Raw genomic sequence first — 19,415 nt, forward strand, 5'->3', positions numbered from 1 at the left:
CCGCTGGCGAAGAGCCTTCTGGTGGGCCAGAAAGTACCCTGGAGTATGCGTGAGATCCTCCCGAGGCTCGGCCGCTGGCACGCGGCCCGGGTGCCCTTCGGACTCGCCACGGTGGTCGCGACGAGCCGCAGCGCCCCGCGTGACCCCGGTGCCGCGATGGCGGTCGGCCCGGACGACGAGGTCGTGGGGAGCGTGTCCGGCGGCTGTGTCGAGGGGGCCGTCTTCGAGCTCGCGCAAGAAGTCGTGGCGAGCGGCGAGGCGCGGCTGGAGACCTTCGGGTACAGCGACGAGGACGCCTTCGCGGTCGGACTGACCTGCGGCGGCGAGATCACCCTGCTGGTGCGTCCGGTTACGGCCGACTCGGATCCCTCTTTCAGCGAGGTCGCGGAGTCGGTCGCGGCGGGCCGTCCGGTGACCGTGGCGACGGTGACCGACGGGCCCGCGCCGCGCGGGGCGACCTTGGTGGTGTGGCCGGACCGGGTCGCCGGGACGCTCGGCGCCTCCGGCCTGGACGTGGCGGTCACCGCCGACGCGCGCGGCGAACTCGCCCTCGGTGCCACGGGGTTGAGGCACTACGGCCCGCACGGCGAACGCCGCGAGGACGCCGTCACCGTCTTCCTGCACTCCTTCGCGCCGCCGCCCCGCATGCTGGTCTTCGGCGCGATCGACTACGCGGCCGCGGTCGCCCGCGTCGGCGACTTCCTCGGCTACCGGGTCACGGTGTGCGACGCCCGCCCGGTCTTCGCCACGCCGAAGCGCTTCCCGGAGGGCGTGGAGGTGATCGTCGACTGGCCGCACCGCTACCTGAGCGGCACCGACACCGACGAGCGCACGGTGATCTGCGTGCTCACCCACGACCCGAAGTTCGACGTGCCGCTGCTGGAGGAGGCGCTGCGGCGCCCGGCGGCGTACATCGGGGCGATGGGCAGCCGTCGTACGCACGACGACCGGAGGAAGCGGCTGACCGAATCCGGGCTCACCGAAGGCGAGTTGGCGCGGCTGCGCTCCCCGCTCGGGCTCGACCTCGGGGCCCGGACGCCCGAGGAGGTCGCCGTGTCCGTCGCCGCCGAGATCGTCGCGCTGCGGTGGGGCGGCACGGGAGTCCCGCTGACCGCCACGGCGGGCGCGATCCATCCATCGTCGTAGCAGCCGACTGGAGGAAGTCATGGAGCTGCACCACGAGTTCACCGTCCCGGTCCCGGTCGACGAGGCCTGGCGCACGCTCCTCGACATCGAGCACGTCGCGCCCTGCATGCCCGGGGCGAGCGTCGAGGAGTACGACGGCAAGACCGTGACCGGCGCGGTGAAGGTCAAGGTGGGTCCGATCACCGTGACGTACAAGGGCACCGCGGTCTTCGAGGACCAGGACGAGACGGCGCACCGCATGGTGCTGCTCGCCAGCGGCCGGGAGACGCACGGGCAGGGCACCGCACGGGCCACGATGACCGGCACGCTCAGTGAGCACGACGGCGGTACGGCCGTGTCGGTACGTACCGATCTGACGGTGACCGGGCGTCCGGCGCAGTTCGGGCGTGGCGTGATGGCCGAGGTGGGCGACCGGCTGGTCGGGCAGTTCGCCGCGTGCCTGTCGGAGCGGCTGGCCGAGCCCGCGGGGAGTGCGGCGGTGGCCGAGGAGCAGCCCGACGAGCCGCTCGATCTGCTCCGCACGGCCGGGGTGCCGGTGGCGAAGCGCGCGGGGGCCGTGGTGGCGGTGGTGGTGGGGGTGCTGGTGGTGGCACGGGTACGGCGGTGGCGGCGAGGCGGACGTAAATGACCGCCGCCAAAAAGCCGGCGTAAATGACCGCCGTCAGAGGGTGTAAGCCCGGCGTGACGGGGTAGTCGCGCCACCATGGAGGCATCCATGCCTCCGAGCCACAGCCTCTGAGCGGGAAGGGGGTCCATGACAGCGCATAACCAGCGCCGGGCCGCTTCCACACGGACGGAGCGGCCCGGTCCTTGTTGCCCGGCCGTCAGCGCTGAGGCAGCCGGTGCAGCTCCACGCCCATGAGCCCGCCCTCTCCCACGGTCGCGGTCATGTAGGTGCAGTGGGGCTGTCGGCGGCGGTCCGTCGGGGAGCCGGGGTTGAGCAGGCGCAGGCCTGACGGGGCGGTGGTGTCCCAGGGGATGTGGCTGTGCCCGAAGACCAGGACGTCCAGGTCGGGATAGCGGGCGGCGCAGCGCGCCTCGCGGCCTTGGGCCGGGCCGGTCTCGTGGACCACTCCGAAACGCAGGCCGCCGAGGTCGACGTACGCCACTTCGGGAAGCCGGGCGCGTAGCTCGGGTCCGTCGTTGTTGCCGTAGACGCCGACGAGTCGCGCGCAGCGGCTCTCCAACAGATCGAGCGTGGCCACGTCGACCCAGTCCCCCGCATGGAACACCACGTCGGCGCGCGGGAGTTCGGCGAGCAGCGCGGCCGGCAGTTCCTTGGCGCGCTTGGGCAGGTGGGTGTCGGACATCAGCAGCAGACGCACGTCGTCAGGCTACCGGCGGGGAAGATCACCGGGCGGGATGGCCCTTCGTCGAGCGCCGAGACTTGGTTGAGCGGTGGACATAACCGGCTACACGGTTAGGATCTGGCCACGAGCACCGTAATCTGACGCAAACGCACAGCGACCCCTAGGGGGCTCGGAGCCGGATGCCGATCAAGGTCAGCGTCGTCGTCCCCGTGTTCAACCCGGGGGTCTATATCGAGGACTGCATCGCCTCGCTGCTCGGACAGTCGCTGCCGCCCGACGAGTACGAAGTGATCTTCGTCGACGACGGCTCCACCGACGACACGCCCGCCCGGCTCGATGCGCTCGCCGCCGCGGAACCCCGGGTGACCGTCGTTCACCAGGCGAACTCCGGCTGGTCGGGCAAGCCCCGCAACGTCGGCATCGGCGCCGCCCGGGGCGAGTACGTGATGTTCGTCGACAACGACGACTACCTCGGCGACGAGGCCCTGGAGCGGATGTACGACTACGGCGTGGCCAACGCCGCCGACGTCGTGGTCGGCAAGATGGCCGGCAAGGGCCGCGGGGTGCCGGTGGAGCTGTTCCGCCGCAACCACCCGCGCGCCACCGTCGACAACTCGCCACTGATCGACAGCCTCACCCCGCACAAGATGTTCCGCCGCGCCTTCCTCGACGACATCGGCCTGCGCTTCCCCGAGGGCAGACGGCGCCTGGAGGACCACGTCTTCGTCACGGAGGCGTACCTGCGCGCGAGCAACGTCTCCGTGCTCGGCGACTACGTCTGCTACTACCACGTGCGTCGCGACGACGCCTCCAACGCCGGCTTCCAGCGCTTCGACCCGGGCGGCTACTTCAAGAACCTGCGGGAGGCCCTGGATGTCGTCGAGCGGTACACCGAGCCGGGCCCCGCGCGCGACCGGCTGTTCCGGCGGTGGCTGCGGGTGGAGATGGTCGAGCGGATGCGCGGGCGGCGCTTCCTCACCATGCCGGCGGACTGGCGGCGGGGGCTGTTCGAGGAGATCCACCAGGTCGTCGTGGAGCGCTTCGGCCCCGGTGTGGCGGCCGGGCTGCAGCCGACGCAGCAGGTCGTGGCCGCGCTGATCGCGGCGGACCGGTACGACGACGTAGAGGCCTTCGCCGAGTGGGAGGCCGGCATCGCCCTGCGTGCCGTGCCCGAGCGCGTCGTGTGGGAGAACGGCACGCTACGGGTCGGCTTCACCGCCGAGCACACGGTCGCCGGTGAGCCGATGACCTTCGCCGCCGACACGGCCCGTACGCCGCTCGACTGCCCGCCCGCGGACCTTGCCGCGGCCATCGCATGGGTGGGCGCCGACACCGTCGCCCGGTTCGGCGACGCCACCGCCGACCTGCTGCTGCGCGAGCGCGTCGGCGCCGCCCAGTACTTCCAGCCGGTGGAGTTCACCCGGGAGGACGTGCCGGCCGGGGACGGCGGCGTCCGTCAGGTGCTGCGCGCGACCGCCACCTTGGATCCCGCGACGCTCACCCACGACGGCCTGTGGGACGCCTTCGTCCGCGTCAAGCTGGGCGGCTGGACGAAGGAGTGCCGCCTCGGCCCCGCCCCGCGCAAGGACCGCCCGGCCCCGTACGCCGGCGTGGTCGGCGGCCATGTGGTCCTGCCGTACTGGACCGCACCGCACGCGAACCTAGCCCTGGACGTTGACCGCGCGACCCACCGCGTCGGCCTCGACGCCCTCGCACCGGAGGACGTCACGCTCTCGGGCACCCGGCTGCGCGCACCGCTCCCCCTGCACGTCCCCGACGACGGCACCGAGCTGTCGCTGCGGCTCACGTCGCCCGCCACGATCCACGACGTGCCCGCCACACTCACCCCGCACGGATCGGGCGCCCTGCTGGAGGCCACGCTGCCCCTGGGCGAGCTGCGCGGGGCGACCTGGCGGGCGGCACTCGGCGCGCCCGGCCCGCGCTTCCTCACGCTGCCGTTCGCCCTGCGCGCCCGGGCAGGCGGCGTACGAGTCGTGCGCACGCCCCGCCCCGGCGCCCTGCGACGGCTTTCTCGCAGGGCACGACGCAGGCTCGGCACGCTCCTGGGCCGGACGGCTGCCCGGCTGCGGGCCAGGGCCGGCGCCAGGAGGAGGTGACGGCATGCGGTCCCTCGGCATCGAAGGCGCCTGGGCGCTGGAGCCCAAGGCCTTCCCGGACGACCGGGGCAGCTTCCACGAGTGGTACCGAGGCGAGGAGTTCCGCGAGGCCACCGGCTACGACCTGCCCCTTGCCCAGGCCAACTGCTCGGTCTCCCGCCGGGGCGTCCTACGGGGCGTGCACTTCTCGGACGTCCCGCCCGGCCAGGCCAAGTACATGACCTGTCTGCGCGGCGCCGTCCTCGACGTGGTGGTCGACCTCCGCGTCGGCTCCCCCACCTTCGGCCACTGGGAGACCCTGCGCCTGGACGACGACAGCCACCAAGCCGTGTTCCTCGCGGAAGGCCTGGGCCACGCCTTCATGGCCCTCACCGACCACGCCACGGTGACCTACCTGTGCTCGACGCCCTACGCCCCGAACCGCGAACACGGGGTACACCCGCTGGATCCCGAGCTGGGCATCGCGTGGCCGGAGCACATCCCGCCACTGCTGTCCCCAAAGGACGCGCAGGCGCCGACGCTGGCGGCGGCAGAGCGGACGGGCCTGCTCCCGTCGTACGAGACCTGCAAGGCCCACTACAACCAGCTGCGCACGGGACGTCTCGACCAAGGCTGACAGCAGCGCCCCTTCAGGGGCGCGGGGAACTGCGCGACCAGCCACAAGGCACCCGCAGACGCACGACAACACATCGCGGCACTATCCGAAGCGCACCGTTCACCCGCCGGAGGCAACCCGCGAAACCGCCGCGCGCAACGCCTCCCACCCTCGCGAGCGCCCGACGCCAAGGGTGCGAGCCCGAGCCAACGGCCTCCAGAAGCTCCCGTCGAGCAGAGCCGCAGGCGCCACCGCCCCGGCCCGCTCCAGGATCGCCTCGGGCACCTTCTGCGGATCGGGCACGTCATACTCGGCCACGATCTCGTCGTACCGATCCCGCAGCACCGTATTCCGACGATCCGCACCGAAGACGACCAGCTGCCCGGTCGGCTGCGTATCGACCGGAACAGCCACCAGATCAGGCCGATACCGAGCCAGGATCTCGGCGATCTTGTACACGTCACCGGTCCATGCCCCGGTATGCCGGTCCCGCGCCGCCTCGTCGACATTGCGGGGCAACATGTCGTCGAAGACGATCACACTCGTCCAGTCCGAGTACCGCTCGATGTTCATGAAGTCCCGCAGCGCGTACTCGAACAGATGCATGCCGTCGATGAACGACAGGTCGAGGACGGTACGCCGCCAGTACCCGAGCGGACGGCGCCCCCGGCGCACGTTCCGGAGCGGATGCCGGCCGCCCCTGAGGTGGACGAACGGGTTGTCGCGGGCGAAGAAGTCGTCGCTGGTGGCCTTCACGAGATGCACGTCGCAGCGGATCTCCGTGACGACCTTGAAGGCCGGGTCGACGGCGATGGTCGGGACGCGGGACAGCCGAAGGCTGCGGCCGTCGTTGACGCCGATCTCCAGGTAGTTGCGGTTGCCGCTGACCTTGTGCAGTTCCCTCAGGAACTCATGGCGTTTCACGAAGGGTCTCCTTGCGGATCCGGGGCAGTGCTTCGTGCAGGGCGGTGCGCCAGTCACGCGCCGGAGCGAGGCCGAGCTCCTGCCGGCGGCCGTGTGCGAGGACGCTGTACGCGGGGCGGGGTGCCGGCCGGGGAAAGGCCTCGCTGGTGACGGGGCGCACCCGGTCGGGGTCGGCGCCCAGGAGCCGGAACACCTCGCGGGCGAGGTCGTACCAGGTGGCCTCGCCGGAGGCGGTGGCGTGCAGGACGCCGGTGGCGTCGCGGCCGACGCGCGGGCCGAGGTCGGCGACGAGCCTGGCGACGTCGGCGCTCCATGTGGGCTGGCCACGCTGGTCGTTCACGACGTCCACGGTGTCTCGGCGTGCCTCCAGCTCGATCATCGTGTGGACGAAACTGCGCCCGTGGACGCCGTAGAGCCAGGCGGTGCGCACGACGGCGCTCGCGGCCGGGAGTTCGTCCAGCACACCCCGCTCACCCGCGAGTTTGGTGCGGCCGTAGGCCGTGCGGGGGGCGGGGGGATCGTCCTCGGAGTACGGGGTCCGGGCGTCCCCGGCGAAGACGTAGTCGGTGGAGACATGGATCAGTCGGGCGTCGTACGCCGCGCAGGCCCGGGCGAGCAGGCGCGGGCCGTCGCCGTTGACGCGCAGGGCCCGTTCCTCGTCCTGCTCGGCGTCGTCGACGGCCGTGTACGCGGCGCAGTTGACGACCAGGTCGGGGTGGTGCGCGGCGAGGGCGTGTTCGACGGCCTCGGGGTCGGTGATGTCGAGGGCGGTGTGGTCGAGGCCGGTCACCTGCTCGCCGCGGGCGAGGAGTTCCTCGACCGTGTCGCGGCCGAGCATGCCGCCCGCGCCGGTGACCAGCCACCTCATCCGTGCTCCTCACCCACGCGGTGTTTGAGGGGTTCCCACCAGGCGCGGTGGTCGCGGTACCAGGCGACGGTGGCGGCGAGGCCGGACGCGAAGTCGTGGCGGGGGCGGTAGCCGAGTTCGGTGCGGGCCTTGGTCCAGTCGACGGAGTAGCGCAGGTCGTGGCCCTTGCGGTCCTCGACGTGCCGCACCCGGTCCCAGCCGGCTCCGCAGGCCTCCAGCAGCAGGGCGGTGAGGTCCTTGTTGGTCAGCTCCGTGCCGCCGCCGATGTTGTAGGTCTCGCCGGGGCGGCCCTGGGCGCGGACGAGTTCGACGGCGTGGCAGTGGTCGTCGACGTGCAGCCAGTCGCGGACGTTGAGGCCCTCGCCGTAGAGCGGGACCCTCTCGCCGTCGAGGAGGTTGGTGATGAACAGCGGGACGACCTTCTCGGGGAACTGGTGCGGGCCGTAGTTGTTGGAGCAGCGGGTGACGCGGACGTCGAGGCCGTGGGTGCGGTGGTAGGCGAGGGCGAGCAGGTCGGAGGAGGCCTTGGAGGCGGAGTACGGCGAGCTGGGCCGCAACGGGTCCTCCTCGGTGGCCGAACCCGTGGCGACGGAGCCGTAGACCTCGTCCGTCGAGATGTGCACGAAGGGTTCGACCCGGTAGCGCAGGGCCGCGTCCAGCAGGGTCTGGGTGCCGAGCACGTTGGTGCGGACGAAGTCGCCGGCGCCGGTGATCGAGCGGTCCACATGGGACTCGGCGGCGAAGTGCACGACCTGGTCGGCCTCGGCCATCAGTTTGTCGACGAGTTCGGCGTCCCGGATGTCGCCGCGCACGAACTCCAGCCTGGGGTGGGCGAGTTCGAGGTTGTCCAGGGTTCCGGCGTAGGTGAGCTTGTCCAGCACCGTGATCCGTGGCGCGTCGGGCGCTGCGGGTGCGTCGCGGGCCAGCAGCGTGCGGACGTACGTCGAGCCGATGAAGCCGGCGGCGCCGGTGACGAGGAGGTTCATGTGTGTATCTGCACCTTGCTGTGGTCTCCGAGGACGAGTCGGTGGGCGCTGGGAACACTGGGCGCCGGGGTGACCTCGGCGTGCCGCCCGATGAGTGAGGACTCGATCCGGCCCACCCCGTCGATGGAGGCGTCCCGCAGCACGATGGAGAACTCCAACTCGCTGTCGGTGATACGGCAGTTCTCCGCGATGGAGGTGAAGGGGCCGACGTAGGAGTCCTCGACGAGGGTGCCGGCGCCGACGACGGCGGGGCCCACGATGCGCGAGTTGACGATGCGTGCGCCCGCCTCGACGACCACCCGGCCGACGGTCTCCGAGGCGTCGTCGACGTCGCCGTCGATGCGGCGCGCGAGGCCCTCCAGGACGGTCCGGTTGACCTCCAGCATGTCGGCGACGTTCCCGGTGTCCTTCCAGTAGCCCTTGATGACCGTGCAGCGCACGTCGGCGCGGGAGTCGATCAGGTGCTGGATGGCGTGGGTGATCTCCAACTCGCCGCGCCAGGACGGCTCGATGGCGCGAACGGCGTCGTGGATCAGCGGGGTGAACAGATAGACGCCGACGAGGGCGAGGTCGCTCTTGGGGTGCTCCGGTTTCTCCTCAAGGCCGATGACCTGACCGAGGCCGTCGAGTTCGGCGACGCCGAAGGAGCGAGGGTCCGGGACGCGGGTGAGCAGGATCTGGGCGTCGGGGCGGTTGCCGCGGAACTCGTCGACGAGGTCGGTGATTCCGCCGACGATGAAGTTGTCGCCGAGGTACATCACGAAGTCGTCGTCGCCCAGGTAGTCGCGGGCGATGAGGACGGCGTGGGCCAGTCCCAGGGGGCGTTCCTGTGGGATGTAGGTGATGTCCAGGCCGAATCTGGTGCCGTCGCCGACGGCGTCCTGGATCTCCGCGGCGGTGTCGCCGACGATCACGCCGACGTCGGTGATGCCGGCTTCGGCGATGGATTCCAGCCCGTAGAAGAGCACGGCCTTGTTGGCCACCGGCACGAGCTGTTTGGCCGAAGTGTGCGTGATCGGCCGCAGGCGCGTACCGGCGCCGCCGGACAGCACGAGAGCCTTCATCTGGTTCACCTTAGCCCGGATCCGGCCGATTTGATGGGGTCGGGTTTGGCTTGTTCGTAACGGCCGCGCCGCCGGGCGTTCACCGAAAACCGGTCTGAGACTGATCTGGGACCGGCCTCAGACCGGCCTCATCCGCTCAACGCGATCTCGCTCCACACCTGTTTTCCGCCACTCACCGGCACCGTTCCCCAGGTCGCCGACACGGCCTCGACCAGGAGGACGCCGCGACCGCCGGTGGCCTCCCAGCTGATGCTGGTGGGCTTGACCGGGGTACGGGGTGAGGCGTCGGCGACGGCGACGCGCAGCCGGTGGTTGACGAGGGTGAGGTAGAGGCGGACCTGTCCGTCGGTGTGCACGAGGGCGTTGGTGACGAGTTCGCAGACGACGAGCAGTGCGGCGTCCATGTCCTGCGGCGGCACGCCCCAGGCGCGCAGGGTGCGCCGGGTGAAGCGGCGGGCGTGGCCGACGGCCTCCGGGACGCGCCAGACCGTCCAGGTCTCGCGCAGCGGGCGCACGGCCATGCCGTCGTAGCGCATGAGGAGCAGGGCGATGTCGTCGCTGCGGCGGGCGCCCACGAGGAGGGCGTCGGCGACGAGGCCGAGGTGGGCGGGGTCGGAGCGGCCGAGTTCGTGGGCGAGCCGGTCCATGCCGTCGTCGATGTCGGCGTCGGCCGACTCGACGAGGCCGTCGGTGGTGAGGGCGACCACGGTGCCGGGCCGCAGCCCCAGCGGGCTCATCGGGAAGCCGGCCTGCCGCACCACGCCGAGCGGCGGGCCGCCCTCGGCCTCGACGATCTCCGTGCTGCCGTCCGGGTGGCGCAGCACCGGCGGGAGATGCCCGGCGCGCACGCACCAGGCGGAGCCCTCCTCCAGGTCGACGTCGACGTAGCAGCAGGTGGCGAAGAGGTCGGTCTCCATGTCCATGAGGAGGCGGTTGGCGTGGTGGACGACCACGTCCGGCGGGTGCCCCTCGGCGGCGTAGGCGCGCAGGGCGGTGCGCATCTGGCCCATGAGGGTGGCGGCTGCCGCGCTGTGACCCTGGACGTCGCCGATGACGAGGGCCACGTGGTTGTCGGGCAGCGGGATCACGTCGTACCAGTCGCCGCCGACCTCCAGCCCTGCCGTGGTCGGCAGATAGCGGGCGACGGCCTTCGCGCCGGGCAGCCGGGGCAGGCGGCGGGGCAGCAGCTGGCGCTGGAGCATGCCGACGAGTTCGTGCTCGGCGTCGAAGGCGTGCGCGCGCAGCAGGGCCTGGCCGGCGAGGCCGGCGGAGGCGGTGAGCAGGGCGCGTTCGTCGGGGCCGAAGTCGTGCGGGGCGTCCCAGCCGATCAGGCAGGCGCCGGCCATCCGGCCCCCGGCGGGCAGGGGCAGGACGGCCAGGCCACCGGGGCCGACCTCGGCGAGGGCGGGCTCCAGCGCGCTGCCGGCCGGCCAGATCTGGGCACGGCCCTCGCGCAGGGCGGCGGCGAGGGTGGGCATGGCGCGCACCGGGGCGTCGGGCCATTCGGTACGCCACTCCAGGCGCCACAGCTCGGGCCAGGACTCGGGCTCGGGCGGGTCGAGGACGGTGACGACGAGCCGGTCGTTCTCCAGCTCGGCGAGCGCGATGCGGTCGGCGCGCAGCGGCCCCCGCAGGGCGGTGACGACGGCGTGGCTGACGTCGCGGACGGTACCGGCGGTGGCGAGGGCGGCGGCCAGGCGCTGGACGCGGGCCACGTCGGTGACCTCGGCGCGCAGGGTGGAGGCGTCGGCGACGGTGCCGGCGAGGCGGGCCGGGACGCCCTCGCCGCCGGGCAGGATGCGGCCACGCAGCCGGAGCCACCTGGGCGGGCCGGTGGGCTGCAGGATCCGGAACTCCAGCTCGCGGTCCCCGATGGACATGTGGTCGGCCTCGACGACGGACATCAGCGAGGGCAGGTCCTCGGGCACGGTCAGGCCCAGCAGGGTCTCGACCTTGCCGTCGAAGGTGTCCGGGACCAGGCCGAACAGCGCGAGGATGTCGTCACCCACGTCGACCCGGCCGGTGTCCATGGCGAGGCTGAAGGCGTTGCCCGGCAGTTCGCCCTCCTCGGTGGCCGCGGGCCGGCCGGGGAGGGTCACGGCCTCGGCGATCAGCTCCAGGCACGCACGGTCGTCGGGCTCGAAGCCGCCGGGGCTCTCGCTCACGGCCAGCAGACAGCCGCCTCCGTCGCGGCCGACGGGGACGGCGGCCAGATGGAAGTCCCCCGCCGTCGCCCGCCGCGACTCGGCAAGACCGGCGAGCTCCTCCGGGGTGAGCCACACGGGGCGCCCGGTGCGGTGGGCGTCGGCGACCGGGGACCGTCCGGCCAGGGCGTAGCCGTCGCGCAGGCCGTACAGCGTGCGGGGCACACCGGCGGACTCGACCAGGCACAGCAGCTCGCCGTCCTCACTCGGTGTGTACACGGCGACGAAGGAGGCGCGGCCGAAGACGAGCGCCTGCTCCAGGACCCGGCGCAGCCGCTCGGGCGAGTCGGGCTCGACAGAAAGCGCCTTCAGGGCACCCTCGGCACGCTGACGCCTCGTCCTGCGTCCCGCAGCGCCCTCAGTGACCACGTCCGCCATTACAGCGCTTGTGGGCCACGTGCGCAGCCCTTGTGACCGTTCGATGGTGCGTTGACGTGCGACATGCTCGAAACCCTCCGAACAGTTCTTGACGCATGCGTTCCGCACGGCGATCTCGTGACAGTCATGACTGTCGGTGCCCGCCGGCCCGCTGGAAGTCTCGGCGACGGGCCACGGAGGGGGAGGCATGGACAAGCGGTACGAGGTGTACGCGCTCGCCGACCGGCACTTCTACGAGACGCCGGAACGCATGTCCGCGGGGGCGCGGGACACCGGGCACCGGTACGAGACGGCGCGGCGCGATGCGCCGGAGGGCTGGGAGGCGGCGCGGATCGGCGACTGGCTCGCGCTCACGCCGCTCGACGCGGACGGGGCGCCGGTGCCCGGCCCGGCGCAGGGCTGGAAGATCCACGCCTCGGCCACGCGGGCGAACGCGGAGCGGATCGCCACGATCGTGTGGGACTACTGCGTGCCCCGCCGCATCCCGTTCAAGTTCGTGCCGGGCCCGAATCTGTTGCACCTGCGCAACACCAAGTACGCCGCACGCGACTCCAGCGGCAAGTTCGTCACGATCTACCCGGCCGACGAGGACCAGCTGCATCTCGTGCTGCGCGAGCTCGGCCGGCTCCTGGAGGGCTTCGAAGGGCCGTACATCCTCACCGATCTGCGCTGGTACGACGGCCCGCTCTACGTCCGCTACGGCGCCTTCGCGCGCACCTTCGTCGTCGACGAGCGCGGCTCGCTGGTCCCGGCGGTTCTGGACGGCGAGGGGAAGCGGGTGCCGGACCGGCGGGCGCCGTCCTTCCAGGTGCCCGAGTGGGTGACGCTGCCGGCGTTCCTGGAGCCGCATCTGGCGGCACGCAACACGACGACGGTGGGCGATCTGCCGTACCGCATCGAGAGGGCCCTGCACTTCTCCAACGGCGGCGGGGTATACGTGGGCACCGACACCCGGGACGGGCGCCGGGTCGTCCTCAAGGAGGGGCGGCCGCACGCGGGGCTGGCCGCCGACGGGGCGGACGCGGTCGCGCGCCTGGAGCGGGAGAAGGCGGCACTGGAGCAGGTGGCGGGGACGGGGGTGGTGCCGCAGGTGCGGGACTGGTTCACCCTCGGCGACCACCGGTTCCTCGTCATGGACTTCCTTCAGGGGCGCCCGCTCAACTCGTTCTTCGCGGAGCGGCATCCGCTGCTGACCCCGGATCCCGACCCGAAGGAGGTGGCCGAGTACACGGCGTGGGCGGTGCGCATTCACCGGGCCGTGCAGCGGGCGGTGGAGGCGGTGCACGCGCGCGGGATCGCCTTCAACGACCTGCACGTCTTCAACATCATGGTCGGCCCCGACGAGGAGGCGGTGTCCCTGCTCGACTTCGAGGCGGCGGCACCGATCGCCGAGCAGGGCCGCCAGGTGGTCGCCCATCCCGGCTTCTTCGCCCCGCCGGACCGCACCGGCGCCGACGTGGACCGCTACGCGCTGGCGTGTCTGCGGCTCGCCCTGTTCCTGCCGGTCACCACGCTGTTCGTGGTCGACCGGGGCAAGGCGGCCCACCTCGCCGAGGTGATCTCACGTCAATTCCCGGACGTATCCCGGGAGTTCTTGGACGAGGCCGTCGCGGAGATCACGCGGGGCACCACCGCGCCCGCGCCCTCCCATGTCGAACCGGGCGACTGGCCGTACAGCCGTGACTCCATGGTCAAGGCGCTCCTCGCCTCGGCGACCCCGGAGCGCGACGACCGGCTCTTCCCCGGCGACATCACGCAGTTCTCCGACGGCGGCGGCCTCGGGCTGGCGCACGGTGCGGCCGGGGTGCTGTACGCGCTGCACGCGGTCGGTGCCGAGCGCTACGAGGAGGGCGAGCGCTGGCTCCTGGCCCACACCGCACCGCCGCCGACGGGCACGCCGCTCGGGCTGTACGACGGCCTCGCGGGCGTCGCCCACGTCCTGGATCGGCTCGGTCACCGACAGCGCGCCCTGGACCTGATCGAGGGGATCCTCGCGGAGCGGTGGCAGAACCTCTCCTCCGACCTGCACGGCGGACTGGCCGGACTCGGCCTGGTCCTGGGCGAGTTGGCGCACACGACCGGCGAGACGGAGCTGCGGGACCGTGCCACCGAGGTCGCCGACATCCTCGTACGACGACTCGCGCAGCCACTTCCGGACACTCCCCGGCGTCGCCGGGCCGGGCTGCTGCGGGGTGCGAGCGGACCCGCGCTGTTCCTGCTGCGGCAGTACGAACGGACCGGTGAGCCGGGGCTGTTGGCAGCGGCAGGGGTGGCGCTCGGCCGGGACGTGGAGTGCTGCATGACGCACCCGAGCGGCTCGCTGGAGGTCGACGAGGGCTGGCGGACGCTGCCCTACCTCGGTGACGGGAGTGCGGGCATCGGGATGGTCCTGGACGACTACCTCGCCCAAGTCGGCGACCCCGACGGGGAGTTCGAGCGGTCGCGCGCCGGGATCCTGACCGCCGCGACCAGCCGCTTCTACGTTCAGCCCGGTCTGTTCCAGGGCCGGGCCGGGATGATCCTGCACCTCGCCCGCACCACCACGCCCGGAGCGACCGGGGAACGGCTCGCCGAGCAGATCGCCGGGCTCGGCTGGTTCGCGATGGACTACCAGGGCCAACTGGCCTTCCCCGGCCACCAGATGATGCGGCTGTCGATGGACCTGGGCACCGGAACGGCGGGGTGCCTGCTCGCGCTCGGCGCGGCCCACGCGGCCCCCGGCGATCCGGCCCCCGCACACCTGCCGTTCCTGCCGCCGCTCGGGCGGCCCTCACAGCGCGGTTCCGCGATCTGACGGAGCCGTGACCCAACCCCGTCCCCACGGGTGGACGACACCGAAGGAAGGAAAACGACATGGCACTGCTCGACCTGCAGGCGATGGAGTCCGAAGAGCGCACCGAAGGCGGCGGCCCCAGCACCCTCAGCCTGCTGTCCTGCGTCAGCGCGGCGAGCCTGACGCTCTGTCTCTGACGAGCACCGTGCGCCCAGGGCTCCGGGCGGTCCGCTCCCGCGAGGGAGGGGCCGCCCGGGGTCCTGTACAGACCCGGAAGGGTCGCAGCCGTATGACGGAAGACGGCCGTAAGACGGAAGACGGTCTTATGACGGATGCCGACCGTAAGACGGAAGCCATCAGAGCGCTCCCGGGCCCGCTCGGTCCGGCGCCCGTCCGCACTCTGGCCCTGTGCCTGGTGAGCACGGCCGCGACCGGCGCCGGTCTGCTGCTGCCCGCCGCGCTGGGACACACCCTGGACCTGCTGCTGACCCGGGCCCCGGCGACCCACTGGGTGCTGTACTGCGCCGGGATCCTCCTCCTGCTCACCCTGCTCGACGTGTGCGAGACCGTGCTGCGCGGCACGGTCGACGCCCGCACCTCCGCCTTCCTTCGCCTCCGCCTGACCGGGCATGTCCTGGCCGTCGGCCCGCGCGCCGCCGCCCGCTTCGGCCCCGGAGACCTCGTCGCCCGCCTCGTCGGCATCGCCGCCCAGGCCGGCACGGCGCCGACCGCCCGTGCGGCGCTGCTCGCCGCGCTCGCCGGACCGGTCGGCGGGATCGTGGCCCTCGCCCTGATCGACCCGTGGCTCGCGGCCGTGCTGCTGGCCGGGGCACCGGTGCTGGCACTGCTGCTGAGGGCCTTCGCCCGCGACACCAGGGACTGCGTCGTCCGCTACCAAGAGGCGCAGGGGCGGATCGCGCAGGCGCTCTCGGAGGCCGTCCGCGGGCACCGCACCATCGAGGCGTCGGGGACGGCCGACCGGGAGACGGCACGGATCCTGCGCCCACTGCCCGAACTGTCCGACGCCGGGCACCGCATGTGGCAGGTGCAGGGCAGAGCAGCGGGCCAGTCCGTGGCCGTGGCCCCGCTGCTCCAGCTCGGCGTCGTCGCCGTGGCCGGCGTGCTGCTCGCCCGGCACCGGCTGACGGTGGGCGACGTGCTCGCGGCCTCCCGATACGCGGTCCTCGCCGCCGGGGTCGGCGTGCTGGTCGGACAACTCGCCGGGCTGGCCCGGGCCCGCACGGCAACGGAACGCCTCCACGAGGTCCTGACGGAGCCCACCACCTGCTACGGCAAGCGAAGCCTTCCGCCCGGTCCGGGCCGGCTGGAACTGCGCGGGGTGACCGCCCGGCGCGGTGGCCGTGCCGTGCTCGACGGCGTCCACCTCGTGGTGCAGGGCGGGACGACGCTGGCCGTCGTGGGGCGGTCGGGCGCAGGCAAGTCGCTGCTCGCCGCGGTCGCCGGACGGCTGGCCGAGCCGGACGAGGGAGAGGTGCTGCTCGACGGGGTGGCGTTGCGTGACCTCACCCACGACGCGTTGCGCCGTGCCGTCGGTTACGCCTTCGAGCGTCCCGCCCTCCTGGGCGGCACCGTCGAGGAGGAGATCGGCCTCACCCTGTCGTGCCCCTCCCCCGCCCGCATCCGAGATGCGGCCCGCACGGCCCACGCGGACGACTTCGTGTGCCGCCTGCCCCAGGGCTACGCCACCCCCGTCGCCGACGCCTCGCGCTCCGGCGGGGAGTCCCAACGCCTCGGCCTCGCCCGGGCATTCGCCCACGGCGGCCGACTGCTCATCCTCGACGACGCCCTCTCCAGCCTCGACACGGTCACCGAGGCCCGCATCACAGCAGCCCTCGTGAACAGCGGCGACCAGCTCACCACCCGACTCCTGATCGCCCACCGCGCCACCACGGCGTCCCGCGCGGACGCGGTTGCCTGGCTGGACGGGGGGCGGGTGCGGGCGGTGGGGAGGCACGGGGAGCTGTGGGAGATCCCGGAGTACCGGGCGGTGTTCGCGGACGGGGCGGGGCCGTGACCGAGAGCGTCCGGGGGACGCGGGCGGCGATTCCTGGCGGACCGGTGGCGGGGCGTCATGCGGCCGGGTGAACAGAGAGCGGATGCGGACGGTCGGACGGCACGAGGAACCGTGGGAAACCCCGGAGTACCGGGCGGTGCTCGCGAACGGGGCGGGGCCATGACCGAGAGCGTCCGGCGGCGCGGGCGTCGATTCCTGGCGGACCGATGGCGGAGCGTCATGCGGCCGGGTGAACAGAGAGCGGATGCGGACGGTGGGACGGCACGAGCAACCGTGGGAAACCCCGGAGTACCGGGCGGTGCTCGCGAACGGGGCGGGGCCATGACCGAGAGCGTCCGGCGGCGCGGGCGTCGATTCCTGGCGGACCGATGGCGGAGCGTCGCGCGGCTGGGTGCCTGGTCGGTTCTGGAGACCGGGCAGACCTTTCTCACCGGGTTCGCGCTCGCCCGCGCCCTGGACGAGGGGTTCCTCACCGGGCGGCCTGGGACCGGGCTCGCTTGGCTCGGGGTGGCCGGTCTGGCTGTGCTCGTGGGGGCGTTCGGCACCGTGCGGGTGTACGGCGCGGTCGCCGCGCTGACCGAGCCGCTCCGGGACCGGCTGGTGGCGCGGGTCGTCTCGCGCGGGGTGCGGGAGGCGGACGCCGGGGCGCTGTCCGGGCTGACCCAGCAGGTCGAGATCGCACGGGACACCTTCGCCGGGCTGGTGATGGTGTCGCGTTCGTTCGTGTTCACCGCGGTCGGTGCCGTCGTGGGCCTGGTATCGCTCGACCCGCTGCTTCTGCTGGTCGTCGGGCCTCCGCTCGCCGCGGGCCTGGGCCTCTTCGCGGCGACGCTGCGACCGCTCGCCCGCCGGCAGGAGGCGTTCCTCGCCTCCGATGAGGCGCTGGCCGAGGGGCTCGGCGCCGTCTGCCCGGGGTTGCGAGACATCACGGCGGCCGGCGCGGAGGAACGGGTCGCCGCCGCCACGGAGAGTCGTGTCGACGCCGAGCGGCGCGCTGCCTGCTCCCTCGCCCGATGGGGTGTCCTGCGCGTGATCTCGCTCGCGCTGGGTGGCCACCTACCGATGGTGCTGCTCCTCGCCTGCGCGCCCTGGCTCCTTGCCCACGGCGTCACCACCGGCGCGCTCGTGGGCGCCCTCGCCTACGTCACCCAGTCCCTGCTCCCGGCCCTGCACAACCTGGTCCACGGGCTGGGCACGAGCGGGGCGCGGCTGGTGGTGGTGCTGCGGCGGGTGACCCGCGAGGCCTCACCGGGGGTGGGTGCGGGGGCAGATGCCAGGGCTGCAGCAGAAGCGCGGGCTGAGGCAGAAGCGGGGGCGGGAGCAGAAACTGGGGCTGACACAGAAGCGTGCACCTGCCTTAGCGGCCCATCCCCAGCACCGCCCTCCCACACCTCTCCCTCTCCCTCCCCCTCCCTCTCCCTCACCTCCGTCACCTTCGCTTACGGCCGCTCCGCGACCCCCGTCATCGACGACCTGGACCTCACCCTCCCGCCCGGCGCCCACCTGGCCGTCGTGGGCCCGAGCGGCATCGGGAAGTCGACGCTCACCGCGTTGATCGCCGGGCTGCTGGAACCGGGCCGGGGCACCGTCCGGCTCTGCGGGCGCTTGGTGCCGGGGCCGGAAGCTGCCGCGCTGCGGGTGCTGATCCCGCAGGAGGCGTATGTGTTCACCGGCACGCTCGCCGAGAACCTCGGGCTGCTGCGGCCGGACCCCGTGCCCGAGGCGGAGCTGCTCGCCGCGGCGGATGCCGTGGGGCTCCTGCCGTTGCTCGGCGCGCTCGGTGGGCCGGCCGCGACGGTCGATCCGGCGGCGCTCTCGGACGGTGAGCGGCAGCTCGTCGCCCTGACCCGGGCCTATCTGTCGCGGGCCCCGCTCGCCCTGCTCGACGAGGCCACCTGCCACCTGGACGCGCGGGCCGAGGAACGTGCGGAGCGGGCCTTCGCGGACCGGCCGGGCGGCACCCTGGTGGTCGTCGCGCACCGCCTCAGCTCGGCCCGCCGCGCCGACCGGGTGCTGGTCATGGACGGCCGGCACACGGCGTACGGCACACACGACGAACTCCTGCGCCACTCGCAGTCGTACCGCGAACTCGCGGGCGGCTGGACGCCCGTACCGTCACAGCCAGCCCTCGCCCTGCGAGATCCGGATCGCGTCGATGCGGTTGCGGGCACCGGTCTTGCGGGTGATGGCGGCCATATAGTTGCGCACGGTCCCGTGGGACAGGTGCAGACTCCCCGCGATCTCCGCCACCGAGGCCCCCTCGGCGGCGAGGGATAACACGCTCAGCTCGCGCCGGGTCAGCGGCATCTCGGCGGCCCTGAGGAAGCCGAAGCCCAGCGAGTCGTCGATGAAACGTTCCCCCTGGGCGACGCGCCGGATCCCGTGCACGAGGTTCTCGGGCGAGCCCTCCTTGTCCACGTAGCCGAGCGTCCCGGCCTCGGCGGCCCGCTTCAGCAGGCCCGGCCTGTTCGCGCTCGCCAGCACGAGGAACCGTGGGGGTGTCCGGCCCGTCTCCCGTGCGGTGAGGTCGCCCAGCGGCGGGATGCCGTAGGCGTCCGAGCAGTCGAGGTCGACCGCGCAGACGTCCGGACGCACGGATCGCAGCCGGCCGGCCGCGCTGTGCCACGAAGCGTCGAACACCCCCAGGTCCGATTCCCGGCGCAGCCACTCCGCAAGGACCGACCTGACCAGACATGCGTCGTGCACCAGAAGCACCCGGATCACTGACCGTCCTCTCGGTTCGCCGTACGCCGGTTCCGCGGTGAGGAGCGCGTGCCCCATTGTTCGCGTCCGGCACCATCACCGGGCGCGAAGATCCAGCCATCAGGGTGCGCGGGGGCGCACGGGCGGCGCCCGCACGCCGCCCCGCGCTTCGACTGCGGGGGCATGGGCCGGGGGTGAGGGGGTACGCGGGCGGATCTCGCCGTGGCGCGGGTACCCGTGCGCCGGGGCACGAGCCTCACGCCGGGCCGACCCGGCCGCCCGCCCGCGCTCGCCCAACGCTCCACCCGCGCG

At 72.9% G+C, this 19,415-nt stretch carries 14 protein-coding genes and 1 pseudogene; 8 read left to right on the plus strand and 7 right to left on the minus strand.

Annotated elements, in window-relative coordinates:
* Positions 1-45 precede the first annotated feature (45 nt).
* Complete coding sequence (locus tag ACIA8X_RS29710; protein ID WP_393446889.1) at positions 46-1,146, plus strand: XdhC family protein; 1,101 nt, start codon at positions 46-48, stop codon at positions 1,144-1,146.
* A gap of 19 nt (positions 1,147-1,165) precedes the next feature.
* Positions 1,166-1,774, plus strand: coding sequence for an SRPBCC family protein (locus ACIA8X_RS29715; RefSeq protein ID WP_393446891.1), 609 nt, complete (start codon positions 1,166-1,168; stop codon positions 1,772-1,774).
* A gap of 196 nt (positions 1,775-1,970) precedes the next feature.
* Here ACIA8X_RS29715 and ACIA8X_RS29720 read toward each other — a convergent pair whose 3' ends face one another.
* Positions 1,971-2,471 carry a metallophosphoesterase family protein gene (locus ACIA8X_RS29720; protein ID WP_393446893.1) on the minus strand — a complete coding sequence of 167 codons (501 nt, stop codon included), beginning with the start codon at positions 2,469-2,471 and terminating at the stop codon, positions 1,971-1,973.
* Positions 2,472-2,635: 164 nt separating this feature from the next.
* Between ACIA8X_RS29720 and ACIA8X_RS29725 the strand changes: the two genes are divergently transcribed.
* Positions 2,636-4,573 carry a glycosyltransferase family 2 protein gene (locus ACIA8X_RS29725; RefSeq protein ID WP_393446894.1) on the plus strand — a complete coding sequence of 646 codons (1,938 nt, stop codon included), beginning with the start codon at positions 2,636-2,638 and terminating at the stop codon, positions 4,571-4,573.
* Positions 4,574-4,577: 4 nt separating this feature from the next.
* Positions 4,578-5,189 (plus strand): dTDP-4-dehydrorhamnose 3,5-epimerase, encoded by a 612-nt coding sequence (gene rfbC / locus ACIA8X_RS29730; protein WP_393446895.1) that lies wholly within the window; start codon positions 4,578-4,580, stop codon positions 5,187-5,189.
* Positions 5,190-5,288: 99 nt separating this feature from the next.
* Here rfbC and ACIA8X_RS29735 read toward each other — a convergent pair whose 3' ends face one another.
* The 5 genes from ACIA8X_RS29735 to ACIA8X_RS29755 all read right to left on the minus strand — a co-directional run bounded on the left by ACIA8X_RS29735 (position 5,289) and on the right by ACIA8X_RS29755 (position 11,592).
* The gene (locus tag ACIA8X_RS29735; RefSeq protein ID WP_393446897.1) at positions 5,289-6,092 is read right to left on the minus strand and encodes a class I SAM-dependent methyltransferase; all 804 of its coding nucleotides are present in this window, start codon (positions 6,090-6,092) and stop codon (positions 5,289-5,291) included.
* On the minus strand, positions 6,079-6,960 hold the full coding sequence (gene rfbD / locus ACIA8X_RS29740) for a dTDP-4-dehydrorhamnose reductase (protein WP_393446899.1): 882 nt from the start codon (positions 6,958-6,960) through the stop codon (positions 6,079-6,081). Before rfbD ends, ACIA8X_RS29735 begins: the two co-directional genes overlap by 14 nt.
* A complete protein-coding gene (rfbB, locus tag ACIA8X_RS29745; RefSeq protein WP_393446901.1) occupies positions 6,957-7,946 on the minus strand; it encodes a dTDP-glucose 4,6-dehydratase in 990 nt (329 codons plus the stop codon). The genes rfbD and rfbB overlap by 4 nt, the downstream gene beginning before the upstream one ends.
* Positions 7,943-9,010, minus strand: coding sequence for a glucose-1-phosphate thymidylyltransferase (locus ACIA8X_RS29750; RefSeq protein ID WP_393446903.1), 1,068 nt, complete (start codon positions 9,008-9,010; stop codon positions 7,943-7,945). The genes rfbB and ACIA8X_RS29750 overlap by 4 nt, the downstream gene beginning before the upstream one ends.
* 128 nt (positions 9,011-9,138) lie before the next feature.
* Positions 9,139-11,592, minus strand: coding sequence for a SpoIIE family protein phosphatase (locus ACIA8X_RS29755; protein ID WP_393446905.1), 2,454 nt, complete (start codon positions 11,590-11,592; stop codon positions 9,139-9,141).
* Between the two features lie 187 nt (positions 11,593-11,779).
* Here ACIA8X_RS29755 and lanKC point away from each other — a divergent pair, with 187 nt between their 5' ends.
* The 4 genes from lanKC (at position 11,780) to ACIA8X_RS29775 (ending at position 18,677) form a co-directional block, all read left to right on the plus strand.
* Positions 11,780-14,386, plus strand: coding sequence for a class III lanthionine synthetase LanKC (lanKC, locus tag ACIA8X_RS29760; protein ID WP_393446907.1), 2,607 nt, complete (start codon positions 11,780-11,782; stop codon positions 14,384-14,386).
* Between the two features lie 59 nt (positions 14,387-14,445).
* Positions 14,446-14,562 (plus strand): SapB/AmfS family lanthipeptide, encoded by a 117-nt coding sequence (locus ACIA8X_RS29765; RefSeq protein ID WP_093909968.1) that lies wholly within the window; start codon positions 14,446-14,448, stop codon positions 14,560-14,562.
* Positions 14,563-14,690: 128 nt separating this feature from the next.
* A complete protein-coding gene (locus tag ACIA8X_RS29770) occupies positions 14,691-16,400 on the plus strand; it encodes an ABC transporter ATP-binding protein (RefSeq protein WP_399459548.1) in 1,710 nt (569 codons plus the stop codon).
* A 321-nt stretch (positions 16,401-16,721) separates the two neighbouring features.
* Entirely contained in the window at positions 16,722-18,677 is a 1,956-nt protein-coding gene (locus tag ACIA8X_RS29775) for an ATP-binding cassette domain-containing protein (RefSeq protein ID WP_393446911.1), read from the plus strand.
* On the opposite strand, the pseudogene ACIA8X_RS29780 reads toward ACIA8X_RS29775, so the two are convergent.
* Positions 18,600-19,181: pseudogene (locus tag ACIA8X_RS29780) on the minus strand (LuxR C-terminal-related transcriptional regulator); the annotation flags it as partial. The gene ACIA8X_RS29775 and the pseudogene ACIA8X_RS29780 sit on opposite strands and share 78 nt — an antisense overlap.
* Positions 19,182-19,415: the final 234 nt, after the last annotated feature.

It is taken from the genome of Streptomyces sp. NPDC051738, assembly GCF_044453205.1.
Taxonomy (GTDB): Bacteria; Actinomycetota; Actinomycetes; order Streptomycetales; family Streptomycetaceae; genus Streptomyces.

What these genes read in the sequence shown, in the direction of transcription:
- lanKC (WP_393446907.1), top strand. Translation starts at nt 11,780, where the DNA reads ATGGACAAGCGGTACGAGGTGTACGCGCTCGCCGACCGGCACTTCTAC.
- ACIA8X_RS29710 (WP_393446889.1), top strand. Translation starts at nt 46, where the DNA reads ATGCGTGAGATCCTCCCGAGGCTCGGCCGCTGGCACGCGGCCCGGGTG.
- rfbC (WP_393446895.1), top strand. Translation starts at nt 4,578, where the DNA reads ATGCGGTCCCTCGGCATCGAAGGCGCCTGGGCGCTGGAGCCCAAGGCC.
- ACIA8X_RS29770 (WP_399459548.1), top strand. Translation starts at nt 14,691, where the DNA reads ATGACGGATGCCGACCGTAAGACGGAAGCCATCAGAGCGCTCCCGGGC.
- ACIA8X_RS29750 (WP_393446903.1), bottom strand. Translation starts at nt 9,010, where the DNA reads ATGAAGGCTCTCGTGCTGTCCGGCGGCGCCGGTACGCGCCTGCGGCCG.
- ACIA8X_RS29755 (WP_393446905.1), bottom strand. Translation starts at nt 11,592, where the DNA reads ATGGCGGACGTGGTCACTGAGGGCGCTGCGGGACGCAGGACGAGGCGT.
- ACIA8X_RS29725 (WP_393446894.1), top strand. Translation starts at nt 2,636, where the DNA reads ATGCCGATCAAGGTCAGCGTCGTCGTCCCCGTGTTCAACCCGGGGGTC.
- ACIA8X_RS29715 (WP_393446891.1), top strand. Translation starts at nt 1,166, where the DNA reads ATGGAGCTGCACCACGAGTTCACCGTCCCGGTCCCGGTCGACGAGGCC.
- rfbB (WP_393446901.1), bottom strand. Translation starts at nt 7,946, where the DNA reads ATGAACCTCCTCGTCACCGGCGCCGCCGGCTTCATCGGCTCGACGTAC.
- ACIA8X_RS29765 (WP_093909968.1), top strand. Translation starts at nt 14,446, where the DNA reads ATGGCACTGCTCGACCTGCAGGCGATGGAGTCCGAAGAGCGCACCGAA.
- rfbD (WP_393446899.1), bottom strand. Translation starts at nt 6,960, where the DNA reads ATGAGGTGGCTGGTCACCGGCGCGGGCGGCATGCTCGGCCGCGACACG.
- ACIA8X_RS29775 (WP_393446911.1), top strand. Translation starts at nt 16,722, where the DNA reads ATGACCGAGAGCGTCCGGCGGCGCGGGCGTCGATTCCTGGCGGACCGA.